This window comes from Corallococcus aberystwythensis, from assembly GCF_003612165.1.
In the GTDB taxonomy this organism is placed as follows: Bacteria; Myxococcota; Myxococcia; order Myxococcales; family Myxococcaceae; genus Corallococcus; species Corallococcus aberystwythensis.
The window spans coordinates 21,461-40,142 of the sequence record NZ_RAWK01000059.1; the positions used below are offsets into that span (position 1 = coordinate 21,461).

The window sequence follows — 18,682 nt, forward strand, 5'->3', positions numbered from 1 at the left end:
TTCGTCTGGCAGATACCGAACTTGCAGGTCGACCCCGTGCCACAGGTCCCGCAGCTCGCCACGCCGCCACAGCCATTCGGGACACTGCCGCACTCGCGGTCACCGCAGGCCTCGTAGACCGGATCTGGCGTGCAGCCACACACGTTGGGCGTTCCGCCCCCTCCACAACTCTTTGGGCTCGCGCAGGCGCTTCCGCAGGTGTACGTGCCACCACAGCCATTGGGCACCGTGCCGCAGTTCTTCCCCGCGCAGGCCGTGGCCTGGGGGATGGGGTTGCATCCACACACGTTGGCCGTGCCACCGCCGCCACAGGACTGGGGGCTGGTGCAGGTTCCAGTCCCGCAGATGTGGAAGCCGCCGCAGCCATTGGGCACCGTGCCGCAGTTCTTCCCCGCGCAGGCCAGGGTCTGGGAATTGGGCGTGCATCCACACACGTTGGCCGCGCCACCGCCGCCACAGGACTGGGGGCTGGTGCAGGTTCCGGAGCCGCAGGTGTGGAAGCCGGCGCAGCCATCCGAGACCGTTCCGCAGTTCTTCCCCGCGCAGGCGGTTTCCTTCGGGACGTAGGAGCAGGTCGCGCAGACGTTGGCTACGCCTCCCCCTCCGCAGACCTGTCCACCCTGACAGGAGCCGCAGTTCAGCGTTCCCCCACACCCGTCCGAGACGCTTCCGCAGTTTTTCCCCAGCGACGTACAGGTCGCGGCGCAACAGGCGCTCGCGCTCAGACCACAGGCCCCGCCTTCCTGCCCCAAGGAGCCTTCGTCGATGTAACGGTCGCAGTCGTCATCCAGGCCGTTACAAGTCTCTGGGGTGCTGGCATTCCCATCCCCGACGCCATCACGGTCGTCGTCGCAGTCATTGCATGGCAGTTCTCGCGTCGCGGTTGAGGGTTGGCAGGGGCCAAACGACCCATCCATCCGACAGACCGCGCTCCCTCCGGTGCCACAGGTGTCACAAGCCTTGCGACTGTCCGGAGCCAGGACGCAGGTGGGACCGGAGGCGGTACAGGCCCTGACGCCCGAGCAGCCATTGGGCATCGTACAGGGCGCTCCGGTGAGCCCCTCATCCACCAGCCCGTCGCCGTCATCGTCACAGGCGTTGCAGAGCTCACTCTGGAAGGCCGTGCAGGACAGGGCGTCCATCGTGAAGTCCGTACAGGTCCTGTAGCCCGTGCGGCCACAGACGTTGCAGCTGAAAATCGAGACGCCCGTGGGCGTGCACTCACCCAGTCGGGTTCCTTCGCAATACGCGACGCCCTGACAGGCCCCTTGTGAGCATGTATGGGGTGACGTGTCGCTCGCACTGCATGGGCTGGCGGAAGCGGACGTCGCTCCAGCCAGGACGGCCATGAGGAACAACACGGACAACGCACGTGCGGTTCTTGCGCACGCGCGGAACAACCCAAGCCACTGCATGAATACGCTCCCCTCGACAGCCCACGGGCTGGCACAGCCCTAATAGGGCTGCTCGAAGCACACCAAGTGCGTTCGTGAGTCCGCCTGGGGGAGCACTGAATTCAGGCGGACATGGTCCCAACAACGACGGCACCGCTTATTGAGCATTTCGCCCAAGAAAGCAAATCCGCCCCAATGCCTGCCTGAGCGCTATTTCTTGCACGGAGACAGCGAGCGCTTCGCGTGGATGAGGTCCTCTTCCGTGGGACTCCCATAGCGCACGGCCTTCGGGGCGGCCTTGAGCTTCTGGTAGTCGTACGCGTAGAGCACGCCCATCTCCCGGCTCAGGATGAAGCGCGGACCGCTGAAGTCCCAGAGGCCTCCGAAGAGCTGGCCTCCCGGCTTGAGCGGCGTCAGCGCCGTGCTCTCCCGCCCCCGCACGAACAACATGGACAGGTCGTCCGTGGCCCAGTTGCACGGGTTGCTGCCGTTCTTGTGCAGATAGGACACCGTCAGGTCGAACGCGCCCTCGCCCTCTTCGCCCGTTACGCCGAAGTACTCCCACAGCCGCGCGCACTCCGGCGCCGCGCAGTCCTGCGGCGGGATGTGCTCCGCGTAGTCCGGCGGAATGCCGTCCGACTCCTTGCCAATCAGGGTCCGGTTGGGCCGGCGCAACACGCAGCCCGTCGGCTCGTCCTTCTGCCGGAGCGCGATGGGCGTGCCCGCGAGCCGCCCGGGCGGCAGGACCTCGCACTCCATCGCCAGCTCCGCCATCAGGTACGTCTGGCGGTCGTCGTCCGTCCCCATCCGCACCGCCCAGTACGCGATGGGCGTCCCCTTGCACGCCTTCGACTTCTCCTTGCCGAACACCCAGATGGGCGCCTTCGCCGTGTCCAGCGCGCCCAGCTTCTTCGCCTGGTCCATGGGCACCGGCTTCACGCCGGAGCGGCTGCGCGCCCCCGCCAGGAAGAACTTGTCCTTCGAGGACGGGATGATGGCCTGGTGCACCAGCCAGCCCAGCCGGTCGATGCCCACCTGCCCCATGGGCGTCATCGGCAGGAACTCCGGCTTCACCGGGCAGCCCCGGTCCATCTCCGGCAGGTCCACCACCACCGCCGAGCCGTCATCCTCATCCACCTGCGCCCACGCGGTACCCGGCCCCACCGTCAGCGCCAGCACCAGCGCGAGTCCCGCGCGCTTCACTCCGTTCGTCATTCCGTCGGACCTCCACCTGCGGTCATACCGCAAGCGGAAGCCCTCCGGCGCGCCCCTGAAGCCCGGCGAGGCTCAGCGCGGCTTCTTCGGCGCCGCCTTGCGCTTCACGGGCGGAGGCGGCCCCGGCGGGACCCCGGCATCCGGCGCGGGCACGTCCGACACCGTCGCGTCGAGCGCCTCCTGCTTCGCGGCGTCGTCCTGCTTCGGCGGCGCCTCCACCTCCGTGCGGTCCTCCAGCGGTACACGGCCCACCGCGCGGTTGAAGAGCTCCCACAGCGCCTTGCGGTGCCCCTCCCGGTCCGTCTTCCCGGACAGCACCAGCCCCGCGCCGCTGTAGCGCACCGTCAGCCCCGGCGGCATCCCCGCCGCGAAGTCCTCCAGCTGCGCCTGCGCCTGCGTCACCGCGAACGTCAGCTCCAGCTCCGGCGCCAGGTACGCGTGCGTCTTGAGGAAGGTGCGCAATGCCAGCCGGCACGCGGTGTCGTTCACCGTCACCGTCAGGCTCCGCTCCGCCCCTTCCGTCGCCTTCAGGTCCGGGCATGCCTTCTTCGCCGCCGCGAGCTCGGCCGCGGTGTTCTGCAGCTCGATGGGCCCCACCATCACCCGCCACACCGCGAAGCGGCCCTCCGCGTACAGCAGCACCCGCGCGATGCCGGCCGCGTGGGGCGTGAGCAGGAGCTCGCCGCTCTGGGAGAGCGCCTCCGCCGTCACGACCGAGGGCGCGTCGGATTCCGCCCAGTCCACCGCGGTGAGCTTCTGGAACCGCTCCTTGCCGGGCTCCAGCGTCACGGCCTGGTCCACCGGCCAGGCCAGGGCCGCCGAGGGCGCCGCCAGCGCGCCCAGCAGTCCGCCAATGACGTACATCCGACGTCCCCGCATGGTGCCTCCCGCCAGGGTGGTATGCCCCTCTAGCACGGGATAAGAACCTCCCCCTATGCCTACCTGGACCCTCTGGGTCGCCTGCCTGGCCCTCTGTTTCACGAGGTCCCTGGTCGCCGCCGCGGAGTCCGCGCTCTACGGGACGTCCGACCTGCGCGCCCAGGAGCTCGCGGAGGAGAGCAAGACCGTCGCCGCCCGCCGGGTGCTCCGCCACAAGACCGAGCGTGAACCCGCCGCCACCGCCCTGCGCCTGGGCATGGTGCTGTCCGGCTTCCTCGCCGCCGCCATTGGCGCCTTCGTGCCGCCGCGCATGCTGGACTTCAGCCGCTACGCCGAGGCCACCTGGGTGCCCGTCGCCACGGTGTGCGCGGGCGCCCTCTTCGTGGGCGTGCTCGCGAGCCTCATGGAAGTCACCCTGCGCGGCCTGGCCAACGGCAACCCGGAGCGCTGGGCGCTGCGCCTGTCGGGCCTCGTGTCCCTGCTGGTGACAGTGCTCTACCCGCCCATGCGCATCATGCTGGCCCTGCTCAACCTGGGCGCCCGCACCATGGGCCGCACCCTGCGCTTCGAGCCGCCGCCCCCGCCCCTGGAGGAGCTGGAGAAGCTGCTCGCCGCCCAGGCCGCGCGCAACGAGGTGGACAAGAGCGCCCCGCAGCTCATCCGCTCCATCTTCGAGCTGTCCGACAAGCGCTGCCGCGACGTGATGGTCAACCGCACGGACGTCATCTCCGTGGACATCACCACGCCGCCGGATGAAGTCCTGCGCATCCTGGCGGAGGAGAACCACTCGCGCATCCCGGTCTACAAGGACGACGTGGACCACATCGTCGGCGTGCTGCACGCGCGCGACCTCATCCCGCTGCTCCAGCACCCGGAGCTCATCGTCCTGCAGGACGTCATCCGTCCCGCCCACTTCGTGCCGTGGATGAAGCCCGTGGGGGACCTGCTGCGCGACATGCAGAAGCGGAAGATCCACATGGCCATGGTCGTCGACGAGTACGGCGGCTTCATGGGCGTCGTCACGCTGGAGGACATCCTCCGCGAAATCGTGGGCGACATCGGCGACGAGTTCGAGGTGGAGGAGAAGCTCGTCGAGAAGATGGCCGACGGCAGCTCGCTGGTGGACGCCGCCATGGAGGTGGATCAGTTCACCAAGCTCTTCGGCTTCCCGCTGCCGGAGGGCGACTTCGACACGCTGGGCGGCTACCTGTCCTCGCTCGCGGGCCACCTGCCGGACGTGGGCGAGCGCTTCACCTACAACGGCTGGCAGTTCGTCGTGGCCACCAAGGAGGGCGCCCGCATCGACCGCGTGCGGATGTCCCGCCTCAAGAGCACGGGCCCCACCCCCACGGACGGCGTGCCCCGCGACGGCGTCACGCCCCCGAAGGACGACAACCCGGGTCCTCCGCGCCAGTCCGCGGACTCCGGCACGGCTCCCGACGCGAAGAGCTGAAGGCCCGCCTCACTGCGCCGGGGTGGACTCCCCGCCCGGCATCCACGCGAGGTCCAGCGAGCGCACGTCCCGGAAGGGCGCGCGCCGCTCGGAGCCTCCGAAGCGCAGCACCACGCCCCCCTCCACCCGCACCGCGTGCGAGCCCGTTTCCGGCCGGCCGCCACCGCGCGCGACGGCCAGCGGGAAGCGGACCTCCAGGGGGACTTCGCCCTGCCCGTCCAGGGGAACGCCCAGCACCTGCTCCCCCGTGGCCACGCGCCGGCCGTCCACGCGCAGGTCGAAGTCCACGCGCGTGAGCGTGGCCGCGTCCGAGGACGGGTTCTTCACGGAGAGCTTCAGCGTGAGCGCGCCGGAGCCGTCGCGCGTGAAGGCCACGTCCACCGCCTCCACCCGCACCGCCTCGTCGTAGGCGCGCGGGCTGAAGGGCACCACGCCCAGGCAGCCGGACAAGCACAGGGCACCGGCCAATCCGAGCCCAAGCCCGAGCACCGCCCGGCGCGAGCGCATCAGCCGCCCAACAGAGGCTGCAGCGCCTCCACCGTCAGGGGCCAGCCCGCGCGGCGCGCCAGCACCTCCAGCGCCTTGATGAACTCCGCCGCGGACTGGAAGCGGCGGGCGCGGTCCGCGAACAGCGCCTTGCGCGCCACCCGCGCCGCGTAGTCCGGCAGGTCCGGCGACAGCGAGGACAGCAGCGGCACGCGCGCGTCGCGCACCTGGTGCATGAGCTGCGCTTCGTTCTCGCCGGTGAAGAGGCGCCGTCCGCCCCACAGCTCCCAGAGCATGACGCCCACCGCGTACAGGTCCGTGCGCGCGTCCACCGCCTGCCCCAGCACCTGTTCCGGGCTCATGTACGGCAGCGTGCCGCGCAGCGCGCCGGAGTCGCCGCGCATCATCCCCTCGACTTCCGCCACGCCGAAGTCGGTGAGCTTCACGTCGCCCTGGATGCCCAGCAGCACGTTGGCGGGGTTCACGTCGCGGTGGACGATGGTGGCGCCGTTCTCCCCCACCTTGGCGCGGTGGATGTAGTCCAGCGCCTTGAGCACGCACCAGGCGATGTAGCAGGCGGACTCCGGCGGCATCGCGGCGCCCGCCTTGATGAGCAGCTCCTGCATGTAGCCCAGCGTCCGGCCACTCACGAGCTCCTGCACCATGAGGTAGTCCGGCCCGGCGCGGAACAGCCGGAACGTCCGCACGATGTGCGCGTTGCGCAGGCGCACCGTCAGCTTCGCCTCGTCGACGAAGGCCTTCACATACGCGGGGTCGTTGCGGAAGGACGGGTGCAGCCGCTTGATGACGACTTCCTCGGGCTCGCCCGGGGAGCGCTGCGTCGTCTCACGGGCACGCGCCTGATACACCTCGGCCATGCCGCCGACCGCCAGCCGGCCGACCACTTCATAGCCACCCAGGTCCGGAGCTTCCGCCACGGGCCAAGTTTAACGCGGTTCCGGGAGGGGCCCCACTATTCCTCCACCAGGGTGTTGAAGAGCGCTTCGTACTTCCGGGCGGACGCGGCCCAGGAGAAGTCCTTCCCCATGCCCCGCACCTGGAAGTCCCCCAGCCGTGCGGGGTCCGCGTACAGGGAGAGCGCCCGGCGGATGGCGGCCAGGAGCGCCGAGCGGTGGAAGGACTCGAAGAGGATGCCGTTGCCGTCCAGCCCCCCCTCCACCGTGTCCACCAGCCCGCCCGTGGCCCGGACGATGGGCACCGTTCCGTAACGCAGGGAATACATCTGGTTCAGGCCGCACGGCTCGTAGCGGCTGGGCATGAGGAAGAAGTCCGCCCCCGCCTCCACCAGGTGTGACAATTCCGGGTCGAACCCGATGCGCACGCCCACCTGCTTCGGGAAGCGGGCCTGCAACGCCCGCAGGCCCTCTTCCAGGCCCGGCTCGCCGTTGCCCACCGCCACGAACTTCAGGTCCGCCTGGAGCGCCGCGGGCAGCGTCTCCAGCAGCAGGTCCACGCCCTTCTGCCACGCCAGCCGGCTGACGATGCCGAACACCGGCGCGTTGCCGTCCGTGGGCAGGCCGAAGCGCTCCAGCAGGCCGCGCTTGCACACGGCCTTGCCCGTCATGTCGTCCGGGCCGTAGCGCGCGGGCAGGAAGGCGTCCGTCCGGGGGTTCCACTCGTGCGCGTCGATGCCGTTGAGGATGCCGGTGAGCGCGTGCGAGCGGCGCCGGAGCAGGCCATCCAGCCCGTAGCCCTGCTCCGCCGTCTGGATTTCACGCGCGTAGGTGGGCGACACGGTGGTGAGCGCCTCGGAGTAGACGAGCCCCGCCTTGAGGAAGTTGACGTGGTCGTAGAACTCCACGCCCTCCTGGGTGAAGAGGTCCCACGGCAGCCCCAGGTCCTCCATGGTCCGCTTGGGGAACTGCCCCTGGTAGGCCAGGTTGTGGATGGTGAAGACGCACTTCGCCTTCGCGAGCGGCGTGCCTCCGAAGCCCCGGCGCAGCGCCACGGGCACCAGGCCCGTCTGCCAGTCGTGCAGGTGGATGATGTCCGGGAAGAAGCGCAGCCTTTGCGCGGCCTGGAGCGCGCCCACGCACAGGTAGGCGAAGCGGCGGGGGTTGTCCGCGAACTCGCCGCCCGCGTCGCCGTAGAGGCCCTTGCGGCCGCCGTAGAAGGCCTCGTTCTCCAGGAAGAGGACCTCCAGGCGTTCGGAGAGGCGCGCGGACAGGATGGGGCCGCCCGTTTCCCCGAAGGGGAAGCGCAGCACCAGGGACTGTCCGGTGGGCTGCAGCTGTCCGGCGTTGCGCACGTCCTGGTAGCGGGGCGTGACGATCTTCACGTCGTGCCCCAGCCCGGCGAGCGCCGTGGGCAGGGCCCCGGCCACGTCGCCCAGTCCCCCCGTCTTCGAGAAGGGGGTGACCTCCGAGGCGATGAAGAGGATCTTCATGAGTCCCACCATTGCGTGCGAGTCCCGACAGGGAGTCAACCGCGAACGTGCGCGCCGGGGCGGTGTTTCCTATGGTGCGCCGCGTGACGAATATCCCTCCGGACCCCATCCAGCGCTTCGCGGACCTCTTCGCGCAGGCGAAAGCCGCCATCCCCGTGGACCCCAACGCGATGGTGGTGGCGTCGGTGGACGACCAGGGCCGGCCCAGCTCGCGCGTGGTGCTGCTCAAGGACTTCGATGCGCGCGGCTTCGTCTTCTTCACCAACTTCACCAGCCGCAAGGGACGCCAGCTGCTCGCGCACCCGTACGCGGCGCTGTGCTTCCACTGGCAGCCCCTGGAGCAGCAGGTGCGCATCGAGGGCCGGGTGGAGCAGGTGAGTGACGCGGAAGCGGACGCGTACTTCCAGAGCCGCGCACGGGGCAGCCAGATTGGCGCGTGGGCCAGCCTCCAGAGCCAGGAGCTGCCCACGCGCGAGCTGTTGGACCAGCGCGTGGCGGAGGTGGAGGCGCGCTTCCAGGGCCGGGCGGTGGAGCGGCCGCCGCACTGGAGCGGCTTCCGCGTGGTGCCGGACCGCATCGAGTTCTGGCACGCCCGCGCCAGCCGGTTGCACGAGCGCAACCTGTACCTGCGCGACGGGGCCGGCTGGAAGACGCAGCTGCTGTTCCCCTGAGCGGGGCCGCTCTCAGGGCACGCGGTGCTCGCGGAAGGTGACGCGCAGCGTGTACGTGCCCGCCGGGGCCTCCACCCGCACGAAGTCCCGCGCGTGCGGCGTCTGGAGCGTCAGCGTGCCGCCCGTGGCCTGCTTCTCCCAGGCCACCAGCGCCAGGTCGTCCACCGCCGTCACGCCCTGGCCGGACTTCGGGGGCGCGGTGTTGAGCGTGAGGTCCAGCGCCCAGGGCGCGTTCCACAGGTCCGGCCTCGGCGGGTCGGCGGGGAAATGCAGGTCCTCCGCCACCAGCGTCCAGTCGTAGGTGCCGCCGTCGTGGCGCAGCAGCGTCTGCTCGCCGAAGAGGGTGTAGGACTCCACGGGCAGGTACTGCACCTTCGCGGAGAAGGCGCCGCCGCCCTGCCCCTTCAGCCACGCCACCGCCGTGAGGTCGCGGTTGGGCGGCCCTTCCGCGAAGCCCGGCGGACGGAAGCGGTTGACCAGCTTCACCGCCGCGCTCCGTGAGTCGCCGGACGCGCGCCGCTGGCAGAGCGCCGCGGCCCCCCGGTGCGGGCCGTCCTGGCACACGTAGCCCGCGCTGGGGCCCAGGCTCCAGCGCGCGGCTTCGTTGGCGTCGTCGTCCACGTCGTGGTCCTCGAAGTCGCCGTGCAGGAGCACGTCGCGCCCGGACTTGAGCTTCACGGCCGCGCCCTCCGCCGCGCCCGTGAGCCGGGCCAGCGCCACGGACTCCCCTGCATGGCGCAGGGGCCGCAGGTCCACCGTGGCGCGGCCGTTGGCGTCCACCGTCACCGGCACGTCCACGGTGCGCTCGCTCACCGCCGCGTGTCTGTCTTCCGGGAGCAGCTCGCCCCAGGAGAGCTGGGGCACCAGCTCCACGCCGCCCTCGCGGGACAGCTCCGCCAGGTTGCGCAGGAAGCTGTCCGACAGGTCGCCCGCGACAGGACGGGGGCGGTAGTCCTCGATGTACACGGGCACCGCGCGGGCCCGGTCCACGCGCGCGCCCGTGGCCTCCACCTCCGCCATGAGGCCCACCATCGTCTCCATGCGGTCCTGGTCGAAGGCGAAGTTGCCCAGCGACTGCGCCATCAGCACGCCCTGGTGGCGCGCGAAGCCCTGCGGGATGTGCGGGTGGTGCGCGATGACCAGCCCCGCGCCCGCGTCCACCAGGTCGCGCATCCGCTGCGCGGTCGGCGTGGAGGGCCGGACGCTGTACTCGACGCCGGTGTGCAGCAGCGCCACCGGCACGCGCCCCTGCGCCCGCTCCGCCCCCAGGAGCGCGGACACCCGCGTCATGTTCCGCGCGTCCGCCGCGCCGCCCTGGTTGGGGCCCGCGACGTATTGCTGGTCATGCGCGCTGCCGGTGATGGAGCACATGGAGACGAGGCTGTAGTTCGCGCCCGCCAGCGACATGCGCGCCGGCACGAAGGCCTGGTCCTCGTTCTGGCCCGCGCCGCTGTAGGCCATGCCCGTCGCGGCGACATGCGAGAGCGTGTCCGCCAGCCCCGGCGCCAGGTAGTCGTAGACGTGGTTGTTGCCCAGGCTCACGTAGTCCACGCCCAGCCACGGCAGCGCGGGCATGGAGCCGGGCAGCGTGAAGAAGGCATAGGCCTTCTCGTCGTGGGGCGTCGTCGGGTGGCCGGTGACGGGCGTCTCCAGGTTCACGGCGCGGAAGTCCGCCGCCTGGAAGTAGGGCCGCACGTGCGTGAAGACGGCCTTCGTGCCCGGCAGCGGATCCGACACGCGGATGAGCGCCCCGGGGTCGTCCTCCGGCAGCTGGTTGCGCGGCGTGGTGTCGTCCGGATCCAGGAAGCGCCGGCCCAGCGACACGTCGCCCGCGAAGAGCATCCGCACGCCGTCCTTCGGAGACAGGCGCACCGGCGGCAGCGTCACGCGCGTCTCCGTCAGGCTCCGGCGCAGCTCCACCGCGACCACCGCCGGGCGGAAGCCCTCCGCCTCCACCGTGAGCAGCCGGTTGTGGCGGGGCAGCACGGGGAACCGGAAGCGGCCTGCCTTGTCCGTGCGCGCCTGCGCGTCCCCCACCTTCACCACGACGTCCGCGACCGGCGTGCCCGCCGTGGAGACGAGCCCGCCCTCCAGCGCGATGCCGGTGCAGGCGTAGTCATGACGGGCGGTGCGCTCGGCTTCGGGCACGGAGGCGTCCACCGCGGGCTCCGGCGCGCAGGCCGTCAGCACCGGAGGCACTTCCTCCTCCGCTGGAGGCGGTTCTTCCGCGATCTCGTCGGGAGGCGGCTCCTCGTCCGGTGGAGGCTCGGCGGGCGGGGGCGTCTGCTTGGGCGGGTCGTCCGGAGGCGTCACCGGCGTCGAGGGCTCATCGCCCGGCGTCACGGCCTCCTGCCCATGCTTCGGCGTGGAAGCGCCGGGACCGCACGCCACGAGACACGCCGCCACCCAGCCCACGGGCCACCACCGCCGCCACGCCATCCCACCCCTCCGCCGCAGACTTCCTCGCGACGAGATGGGGACGGAGGCAGACAGGCGCCAGGGAAGGCCTCGGCCTCCAGGGCTGCTTGCCTGCCCCTGGGGGCAGGCAAGTGTTCACTGAGGAACACCTACCCAGCCCTTCAGGGCACTACCAGGGCACTTCAGCGCCCTCGTAGTCGAAGAACCGGCCGGAGTGCTCCAGCGAGATGCTGTCGATGACCCGCAGCATCCCGCGCACGGATTCCTCCGCCGGCAGCGGCGCGTCCTGCCCGCCCATGTCCGTCTGCACCCAACCCGGATGCAGCAGCACGCACGCCAGCCCCTCGCGGCGCAGGTCGTTGGACATGGAGCGCACGCCCATGTTCAGCGCGGCCTTGGACATGCGGTAGGCGTACGCGCCGCCCTCCGTGTTGCTGGAGAGCGACCCCATGCGCGACGTGACGTGCGCCACCTTGCGCCCCGCCCCGGTCCGCAGCGCGGGCAGGAGCGCGGAGGTGATGCGCAGCGGCCCGAGCGCGTTCACCTCGATGGTGCGCGCCAGGTCCTCGAAGTCCAGCTCATGCAGCCCCACCCACTGGCCTGAAACACCCGCGTTGTTGATGAGCACATCCACAGGCTCGAGGCAGACGCGCTCCGCGAAGGCCTGGACGCTCTCCGCGCGCGTGACATCCAGCGGGTGGATCCTCAGGCGGTTGCCTGCTTCCAGCAGCAGCGGCTCCAGCCGGCGCGCCAGTTCTGGAGCCCGCACACCCGCGTCCACGGTTTCTCCCCGCCGCAGCAGTTGCTGCACGAATTCGAAACCGATTCCACGGCTGGCACCCGTGATGACATAGCGCATGCCTTTATTAACGCGCCGGGTGGCTCTCCTTGGCAAAGGTCTTGCCTTCGCACTAAGGCGCCCGGGGTTGCTCACCCCAGGACAGGGGTAGGAGTTCGGACGTCATGACGGTCGCGGTCATTGGGGGAGGCATCACCGGATTGGCCCTGGCTCACCGATTGCGGGCCCGCGGCACGGCTGCCGTGGTGCTGGAGTCGACTTCGCGCGTAGGTGGAAACGTGCAGACCCACGCACGTGCGGGCTACTTGCTGGAGGCCGGGCCCAACAGTTTCCTGGACCGGGAGCCCACGACGCGTGAACTGGCGGAGACGCTCGGTGTGTCATCCAGAATCCGTCCGGCGGACGCGGCGGCAAAAAACCGTTACATCTTCACCCGTGGCGCCCTGCGAGCCCTCCCCGGGTCGCCGCCGGCCTTCCTGAAATCCGACATCCTCCCCCTCGCGTCCCGCCTGCGGGTGGTGGGGGAGCTGTTCAGCGGACGCAACCCTACGGGTTCGGACGAGTCCCTGGCCCAGCTGGGGCGGCGCCACCTGGGACGTGAGGCGACGGCGGTGCTGCTGGACGCGATGCAGACAGGCACCTACGCGGGCGACCCGGAGCAGCTCAGCGCGGAGGCCACCTTCCCGCAACTCGTGAAATTCGAGCGAGAGCACCGCAGCCTCATCCTTGGCGCCATCCGTGCGCAGCGCGCGGCGCGCCGGGCGAAGGCCGCGGGCACGGCGGAGGCGGGCCCCGCGCTCAGCGGCCAGATGAGCACGTTCGACGGGGGCCTGGGCGTGCTGGTGGACGCGCTGGCGAAGGCGCTGGGCGGCGCGGTGCGCACGGACGCGAAGGTGGAGGGGCTGGAGCGCACGGCGGACGGATGGAAGGTGCGCTTCCAGGAGCGGGGCCAGCCGGCGGAGCTGGCCGCGTCGCACGTGGTGCTGGCGGTGCCCGCGCACGTGGCGGCGGAGTTGCTGCGCCCGCTGGACGTGGAGCTGGCGCAGCAGGCGGACAGCATCCCGTACGCGCCCATCGCCGTGGTGCACCTGGGCTTCGCGGCGGGGACGGTGCCGAAGCCGGACGGGTTCGGGTTCCTGGTGCCGGCGGTGGAGGGCAAGGCGGTGCTGGGCACCATCCACGTCTCCACCACCTTCCCCTTCCGCGCGGAGGGCGGGCGCGTGCTCTTGACGTGCCTGATGGGCGGCGCGCGCAGGCCGGAGGTCGTCTCACGCGACGAGGACGCGCTGGCGGCGCTGGCGCGCGAGGAGCTGAAGACAATGGCGGGCCTCACCGCGACGCCGGAGCTGACGGAAGTGGTGCGCTGGCCGCGCGGGATTCCGCAGTACACCGTGGGCCACCTGGAGCGCCTGGCGGCGATGGAGGAGCGGCTGAAGCGCTGGCCTGGCCTGCACCTCACCGGCAACGCGTACCGGGGCGTGGGCGTCAACGACTGCATCCGCGAGGCGACCCGGCTGGCGGATGCGTTGGGCGGACCCGCGGAGGGAGCGGTCCGGAGCGCCTGAGCGACCGCTCACCCTTGATTCGCGACGGCCGGGGGCAACCAGCCCTGGAGGGGCCCTGGGTCGATGCCACAGTGCGTGAGCATGTTTCACGGACACTGGAGAAAGCCCCCATGTTCTCACTGCGCTCGCCGCTCCTGTTCGTGCTCGCCGTCCTCTTCTTCCCCGCGCTCCTCGCCGGGACGCTCGTCCTGGACCTCGTCCCCGCGCCCGTCCCCCAGCGCTAGGACGCGGGACGGTGTAGCCTTCCGCTTCCGCATGCCGGAGACGTCGTCGGAAGGCTCCATCGTTCGCGCCACGCTGCTCGCGCTCGTCGCGCCGTGGCGGCTGGCGCCTATCGTCCTGGTGTCCATTCCGCTGCTCGCGGCCCAGGTGCGCTGGAGCGAGGATCCGCGCGCGTTCTGGATTGGCCTCCTGCTGTGCCTGCTGTGTGTCGCGGTGGCGCCCGTGTCGTACCGGGTGCTGTTCCCGGAAGGGCTGGACCTGAGCCACGGGGGCATCCGCCTGCTGCTCTACGCGGCGGTGGGCAGCGGCGTGGTGCTGTCGGTGGGCTATGCCCTGCCGCGCGTCATGCTGATGCGGCCCACGTTCCTGTCGGAGCCGTACAACCTGACCATCTGCGGCGGCCTGTTCCTCGTCGCGGGCTGGGGGCTGGGGCGGGACATCGGCTTTGAAGAGACGCTGGCCCGCGAGCGGGCCCGTGCCACCCGCTTCGCCTGGGAGGCCGAGCAGGCACAGCTGCTGGCGATCCGCAGCCACCTGGATCCGCACTTCCTCTTCAACACGCTGAACGCCATCGCGGAGTGGTGCCGCGAGGACGGCGTCGTCGCGGAGGCCGCCGTGCTGCGGCTGTCCACGATGCTCCGCTCGGTGCTCGCGGGCGTGCGCAGCGTCACCTGGCCGCTGTCGCAGGAGCTGGAGCTGATGCGCACGCTCTTCGACCTGCACCTCCTGCGCGACCCGGACCTCTTCCAGTTGCGCGTGGACGTGGCGGACGGGCTTGGGGACGTGCCCGTGCCGCCGCTGCTGCTCCTGCCCCTGGCGGAGAACGCGGTGAAGCACGGCCCGGCGGCCGGCCACCGGGGCCCGCTGAGCGTGGAGGTGGTGGCGCGCGAGGGCGCGGTGGTGGTGTCCATCGACAACCCGGGGGCGTCCAAGGGTCCGCGCGAGGGCAGCGTGGGGCTGCCCACCGTGGAGCGCCGGCTGGCGCTGGCCTACGGCGGCCAGGCCCTCTTGTCCCTGGAGAGCGCCGACGGGCGCACCCGTGTCACCGTCACCCTGCCCCGCCAGGGCCCCCAACCCGGAGTCCTCACGTGAGAGAGCCCCTGCGCGTCCTCATCGCCGATGATGAACTGCTCGCCCGGAAGCGCCTGTCGCGCCTCCTGGCCGCGCTGCCCGACGTGAGCGTGTGCGGCGAGGCGGTGGATGGGGACTCGGTGCTCGCGGCGGTGCGCGCGGGCGGCGTGGACGTGGTGCTGCTGGACATCCACATGCCGGGCCTGAGCGGACTGGACGCGATGGCGCTGCTGCCGGAAGGCGGGCCCCACGTCATCTTCTGCACCGCCCACGCGGAGCACGCGGTGAACGCCTTCGAGCACGGCGCGGTGGACTACGTCCTCAAGCCCGTGGAGGCAGCGCGGTTGCAGAAGGCGCTGGAGCGCGCGCGGGCACGGCAGCCGGCGAAGGTGAAGCCCGTGGCCGTGGCACCGCCGGCGGTGCCCGCGGGAGAGAAGCCCGCCTTCGCGCGGCTGCCCATCCCGACGCGGCAGGGCCTGGTGCTGGTGTCACCGGACGCCATCTCCCACGCGTCGCTGGAGGACGAGTTGGTGACGGTGTTCACCGCGCAGGGCGACTTCCTCACCGACTTCACGCTCAACGAGCTGGCGGACAAGCTGCCTCCGGAGCACTTCCACCGGGTGCACCGCCGGGCGCTGCTCAACCTGTCACATGTGACACGGCTGGAGCCGCTGGAGACGGGCGGCTACCTGGCGCGCACGGCGCGGGGACACTCGGTGGAGGTGAGCCGCCAGTCCGCGCGCGAGCTGCGCCGCATGCTGGGCCTGCGCAAGGGCGCGGAGGACGAGGGCTGAAGGCCCGCGTCGCCCGCGAGCGTCACGCGGGCATCCGCCGGCGGCGTCCTTCGCGGGCCGGCGCCAGCAACGGCGGGGATGGGCGCCGCGAGCGTCCGGGCCCCGGCATCGCGGGCCTTCAGTTCCAGACGAACAGGCGGTGCACCTGCGCCGCGTCGTCGCCCAGCGTGTCCATCAGGGCCTGCTTCGCGGGCCCGGGCAGCTCCGCGCCGCCGCGCGCGCAGCGGGCCGCGTCCTCCACCGCGAAGGCGGGCGCCTTGCAATACGACTCCTGCCAGCGTGACAGGAGCGACGCGAAGAAGGTCTGCTCGTAGCCGCGCAGCTGGCCGTCCAGCCAGCCCTCCTTGCTGGGCCGCTCGAACTTCTGCGGGCGCACGCCGCCGGGCTCGAAGGTGATGTCGTGATCGTAGCCGGAGGCCTCCAGGGACTGCTCCGCCTTCACCGCCAGCGGCGCGTGCCGCTCCTGGAGGAAGCCCTGGGCCACCACCGCGAAGTGGTACTCCACGCCCCGCCGCTGCGCGCGGTAGTCGAAGGAGCGCGACACGTCCCGGTACTTCGTCACCTCCACCGTCGTCTTGTACTCCACCGTCTTCGTCTGGCGGACCAGGCGCTTCTTCATCACGCCCTTCTCCTCGTAGGACTCCTCCACCGAGTACGGCACCTCCGCCGTCGCGGTGCGGTCCTCGTGGTCCGTGTACGGCACGCGCTCCGTCCACGGCGCCGTCAGCTGCACCGGCTCGCTGATGCGCCGCTCGCTCATGCTCCCCGCGATGGTGAGGGGCGCGTGGCGCTGGGACGCCTCCGAGTACCAGGGCGAGGCCTCGAACGCGCCCGACAGCCGCGTCATGAGGTACTGCACCACGTCACCGCTGATGCCATCCACGGACACCTGCCACGTGGGTCCCCCCAGCGCCTCCGGGAACAGCCCGGCGCGGGGCGCGGGCTGCTGGTAGTGGCCGCAGTAGCGCGACACCAGCTCCGTCCAGTGCTGCGAGCCGCCGGACAGCGACTGCTTCAGCTTCGCGCACGTCGCCACGCCGCCCTGCGCCACCGCCTCCTCCAGATCGCGGCGGATGGGCGCCATCTCCGGGTGGCCCAGGAGCGCGCGCTTGCGGTCCAGGTGGGCTTCCGCCGTCAAGGCATTGCCCCGCTTCGCCTGCTCGCTGATGAGCTGGCGCAGGTGCTGGTGCGTGCCCGCCATCTCCTCCAGGAGCGAGCTCTCCATGCCGCCGTCCAGCTTGGAGTTCCACTTCACCTTGTAGGTGAAGAACTGCTCCAGGTTCGCCTCCGCGTCCTCGTCCCGCCCCTCCACGCGCGCCTGACGCGCCTGGGTGAGCAGCTGCGACAGGCCGCGCCAGCGCAGGTCGTCCAGCGACGCGCGATACTCCGGGTTGTTGGGCTCGTCATTGACGAGCTTCACGTAGACCTCGGCCGCCTCGACGAAGCGGCCCTTCTCCGCCAGGTCGTTGGCGTGGCTCCGGGTGGTCGTGCACGCGGTGAGCGCGCCCGCGAACAGGAGCGCCGGCACGAGGAAGGACTTCCGGCGGGCGCCGGAGCGGAACGAAGCAAGGAGCGAGGCAATCACGGAGACGGAACCCTTCAGCGCGAGGCACGTGGCCCCGCAGGCTGACCCACAGGATGCCGCGATTATTCACCGCGACGCCCTCGTCCCGGAAGGGGCCCCCGGGGCTCCAAGGCTCGGGAGCCCCCGGCCTTCAGCGATCCACCGGCCAGGTGTGCACCGGCAGCCCCTCCTCCGACAGCTCCAGGTAGCGCTCCATCATGGCCGCCAGCGCGTCCTGGCGGGGCATGTGCGCCTCCAGCCGCTCCAGCACCGCCCGCTGCCAGCGCGCCCCGGTGCGCCGGAGCGCCACGCGTTGGGCGATGATGTCCAGGAGCACGTCCGCCTCCGCCGCGTCCACCCCGGCCTCCACCAGCCCGCGCCGCGCCACGGGCAAGAGCTGCTTCACCAGGTCCACCGCCGGAAGGACCCGGGGGCTCGGGGCCGCCTCTGACGGCCACACCAGCGTCGCGTCCAGGCCGTGGTGCGCCGCCTGCTTGAAGTTGCGCCGCGCCTGCCAGAAGGGCAGCGCCGGCAAGAGCGTGTCCACCCGCTCCGCGAGCCCCAGCGTCAGCCCCAGCAGGAACGCGCCGTTGGCCACCATGTCCACCACGGTGGGGCCCGACGGCAGCGCGCGGAACTCGATGCGCACGTGGCCCTCGCCGTGCGGATCATAGATGGCCCGGTTCCACGACCAGACCGTCCCCTGGTGCAGCCGCAGCTCCTCCAGCTTCGGCAGGCCCCCGGCGGCCACCACCTCCAGCGGGGACTCGTCCCCCATCACCGGCAACAGCGGCGGGTAGAGCGCCACGGCCTCCGCGAACAGCTCGTGCAGACCCTCGCGCACCCAGCCGTGGCCGAACGTCACGCGCGGGTGCAGGTGCGCGGCCTCGTCACTGTCGCTGCGGTCGTCGGTGGCCTGCTGGAAGAGCGCCACGCGCGTCTCCTCCCACAGCCGCTTGCCCAGGAACACCGGCGAGTTGCCGCACGCGGCCAGCACCGGCCCGGTGGCCAGCTGCGCGGCGTTGTACACGCGCGCGAAGTCCTCCGGGGCCACGCGCAGGTGGAACTGGAGCGACGTGTTGGCCCCCTCCAGCGTCACGTCCTCCCAGGTGAGGTTGAGCGTGTCGTCGCCCGCGATGGCCACCTGGAAGGGCCCGTCGCGCCGCTTGCGGATGGCCGTGGCCAGCGCCCGGTAGCGCGGCTGCGGCGTGAGCGCGTTCCTGCCCAGGTCCGCCTGCCGCAGCGTGGGCAGGATGCCCACCGCCGCCACGCGCGCCCCTTCCGTCGCCGCCGCGCGCTTGAGCTCCGACAGCACGTCGTCCAGCTGGGCCTGGAGCCCCGTGAAGGGCCGCCCCGAAAGGAGCGAGGGGCGCAGGTTCATCTCCATGTTGAAGCGGTTGAGCTCCAGCGTCAGCCGGTCGTCCGCCGACTTCGCCAGCACCTGCTGGTTCACCGGCAGCGGCGAGCCCGCGCCGTCCACCAGCGCCACCTCCAGCTCCGCGCCCATCGTCACGGGCCCCACGCCGAAGCCGGGACGCTGGAGCACCTGCCGCAGCGCCTCCAGGCTCTCCGCGAGCCGCGCCACGAACCGCGTGTGTTCCTCCGGGGTGAACTCCTCCTGCTGGATGGCCAGTCCCATAGGCCCTCCACGATTGGCACGACGCGGCGCGCTGGCACGCGCGGTGTCACCCGCTGGACGCCGCGACACCCCGGAGCGCCCACCCTCGCCCACGCCCCCCTGCTC

Annotated in this window: 15 protein-coding genes; 6 read left to right on the forward strand and 9 right to left on the reverse strand. The window is 71.5% G+C overall.

Going from position 1 to position 18,682, the window contains the following annotated elements; translation table 11 throughout:
- Positions 1 to 198 precede the first annotated feature (198 nt).
- Positions 199 to 567 carry a hypothetical protein gene (locus D7W81_RS41925; protein ID WP_147445445.1) on the forward strand — a complete coding sequence of 123 codons (369 nt, stop codon included), beginning with the start codon at positions 199 to 201 and terminating at the stop codon, positions 565 to 567.
- Positions 568 to 1,604: 1,037 nt separating this feature from the next.
- Here the strand turns inward: D7W81_RS41925 and D7W81_RS12075 are convergent.
- On the reverse strand, positions 1,605 to 2,609 hold the full coding sequence (locus D7W81_RS12075) for a hypothetical protein (RefSeq protein WP_120555510.1): 1,005 nt from the start codon (positions 2,607 to 2,609) through the stop codon (positions 1,605 to 1,607).
- Positions 2,610 to 2,681: 72 nt separating this feature from the next.
- Positions 2,682 to 3,488, reverse strand: coding sequence for a hypothetical protein (locus D7W81_RS12080; RefSeq protein WP_120555511.1), 807 nt, complete (start codon positions 3,486 to 3,488; stop codon positions 2,682 to 2,684).
- 55 nt (positions 3,489 to 3,543) lie between these two features.
- Between D7W81_RS12080 and D7W81_RS12085 the strand changes: the two genes are divergently transcribed.
- Complete coding sequence (locus D7W81_RS12085; protein ID WP_120555512.1) at positions 3,544 to 4,941, forward strand: hemolysin family protein; 1,398 nt, start codon at positions 3,544 to 3,546, stop codon at positions 4,939 to 4,941.
- A gap of 9 nt (positions 4,942 to 4,950) precedes the next feature.
- On the opposite strand, the gene D7W81_RS12090 is transcribed toward D7W81_RS12085, so the two are convergent.
- From D7W81_RS12090 to glgA, 3 genes are read right to left on the reverse strand one after another with little or no spacing between them, the layout of a single operon-like run.
- A complete protein-coding gene (locus tag D7W81_RS12090) occupies positions 4,951 to 5,448 on the reverse strand; it encodes an LEA/WHy family protein (RefSeq protein ID WP_120555513.1) in 498 nt (165 codons plus the stop codon).
- Complete coding sequence (locus tag D7W81_RS12095; RefSeq protein WP_120555514.1) at positions 5,448 to 6,365, reverse strand: serine/threonine protein kinase; 918 nt, start codon at positions 6,363 to 6,365, stop codon at positions 5,448 to 5,450. The genes D7W81_RS12090 and D7W81_RS12095 overlap by 1 nt, the downstream gene beginning before the upstream one ends.
- A gap of 35 nt (positions 6,366 to 6,400) precedes the next feature.
- Positions 6,401 to 7,834, reverse strand: a complete 1,434-nt coding sequence (gene glgA, locus D7W81_RS12100; RefSeq protein WP_120555524.1) for a glycogen synthase GlgA — start codon at positions 7,832 to 7,834, stop codon at positions 6,401 to 6,403.
- 71 nt (positions 7,835 to 7,905) lie between these two features.
- On the opposite strand from glgA, the gene pdxH reads away from it, so the two are divergent.
- Positions 7,906 to 8,505, forward strand: coding sequence for a pyridoxamine 5'-phosphate oxidase (gene pdxH, locus D7W81_RS12105; RefSeq protein ID WP_120555515.1), 600 nt, complete (start codon positions 7,906 to 7,908; stop codon positions 8,503 to 8,505).
- Positions 8,506 to 8,517: 12 nt separating this feature from the next.
- On the opposite strand, the gene D7W81_RS12110 is transcribed toward pdxH, so the two are convergent.
- On the reverse strand, positions 8,518 to 10,944 hold the full coding sequence (locus tag D7W81_RS12110) for a CapA family protein (RefSeq protein ID WP_120555516.1): 2,427 nt from the start codon (positions 10,942 to 10,944) through the stop codon (positions 8,518 to 8,520).
- A 148-nt stretch (positions 10,945 to 11,092) separates the two neighbouring features.
- Entirely contained in the window at positions 11,093 to 11,782 is a 690-nt protein-coding gene (locus tag D7W81_RS12115; protein ID WP_120555517.1) for an SDR family oxidoreductase, read from the reverse strand.
- 104 nt (positions 11,783 to 11,886) lie between these two features.
- Here D7W81_RS12115 and hemG point away from each other — a divergent pair, with 104 nt between their 5' ends.
- From hemG to D7W81_RS12130, 3 genes are all read left to right on the forward strand, one after another.
- Positions 11,887 to 13,287, forward strand: coding sequence for a protoporphyrinogen oxidase (gene hemG / locus D7W81_RS12120; RefSeq protein ID WP_120555518.1), 1,401 nt, complete (start codon positions 11,887 to 11,889; stop codon positions 13,285 to 13,287).
- A 255-nt stretch (positions 13,288 to 13,542) separates the two neighbouring features.
- Entirely contained in the window at positions 13,543 to 14,601 is a 1,059-nt protein-coding gene (locus D7W81_RS12125; protein WP_120555519.1) for a sensor histidine kinase, read from the forward strand.
- Positions 14,598 to 15,374 carry a LytR/AlgR family response regulator transcription factor gene (locus D7W81_RS12130; protein ID WP_120555520.1) on the forward strand — a complete coding sequence of 259 codons (777 nt, stop codon included), beginning with the start codon at positions 14,598 to 14,600 and terminating at the stop codon, positions 15,372 to 15,374. The genes D7W81_RS12125 and D7W81_RS12130 overlap by 4 nt, the downstream gene beginning before the upstream one ends.
- A gap of 118 nt (positions 15,375 to 15,492) precedes the next feature.
- Here D7W81_RS12130 and D7W81_RS12135 read toward each other — a convergent pair whose 3' ends face one another.
- On the reverse strand, positions 15,493 to 16,959 hold the full coding sequence (locus tag D7W81_RS12135; RefSeq protein ID WP_120555521.1) for a hypothetical protein: 1,467 nt from the start codon (positions 16,957 to 16,959) through the stop codon (positions 15,493 to 15,495).
- A 130-nt stretch (positions 16,960 to 17,089) separates the two neighbouring features.
- Positions 17,090 to 18,577 (reverse strand): glutamate-cysteine ligase family protein, encoded by a 1,488-nt coding sequence (locus D7W81_RS12140; RefSeq protein ID WP_120555522.1) that lies wholly within the window; start codon positions 18,575 to 18,577, stop codon positions 17,090 to 17,092.
- Positions 18,578 to 18,682: the final 105 nt, after the last annotated feature.